Origin of the sequence: Streptomyces africanus, from assembly GCF_002150735.1 — a bacterium.
GTDB lineage: Bacteria > Actinomycetota > Actinomycetes > Streptomycetales > Streptomycetaceae > Streptomyces > Streptomyces africanus.
This window is the reverse complement of the sequence record NZ_MUKA01000537.1, coordinates 1-386: the sequence shown is the minus strand read 5'-3', so window position 1 is coordinate 386 and position 386 is coordinate 1. Positions and strand designations below refer to the sequence as shown.

At 66.8% G+C, this 386-nt stretch carries 1 pseudogene; it reads left to right on the top strand.

The window, feature by feature from the left end:
• Nucleotides 1-188 (top strand): annotated as a pseudogene (locus tag CCL05_RS46820) (cellulase family glycosylhydrolase); the annotation flags it as partial.
• Nucleotides 189-386 lie beyond the last annotated feature (198 nt).

Here is a 386-nt window from a genome sequence, read left to right as displayed (position 1 = left end):
GCGGCAACAGCAGTGATGTGCAGTACCTGGACCTGGTCACCAGCTTCGATCCCAACCAGGTCACCAGTTGGGGCCGGCGCCTCTTCAACGGAACGAACGGCATCGTCGCCACCGCCAAGGAAGCCGCGGTCTTCTCTGCCGGCGCCACGAGCACCAGCCCCTCGGCCGTTCCCGGGCTCCATCACTGACGCAACCGGCCTATGACTGTCATGCACACGCCATACCCCGTCGCCCGTTCGGCGCGACGTCCGTAACCACGACAGAGGCATGGAGGTACAGGACGATGCACTGGAGCATCACCGGCGTCCCGGTGTCCGGCGACGTCCCCACCCGCCCGACGAGATCCGGCAGGAGGAGCAGGACGGTCACGTTGAAGGCGGCCGTGG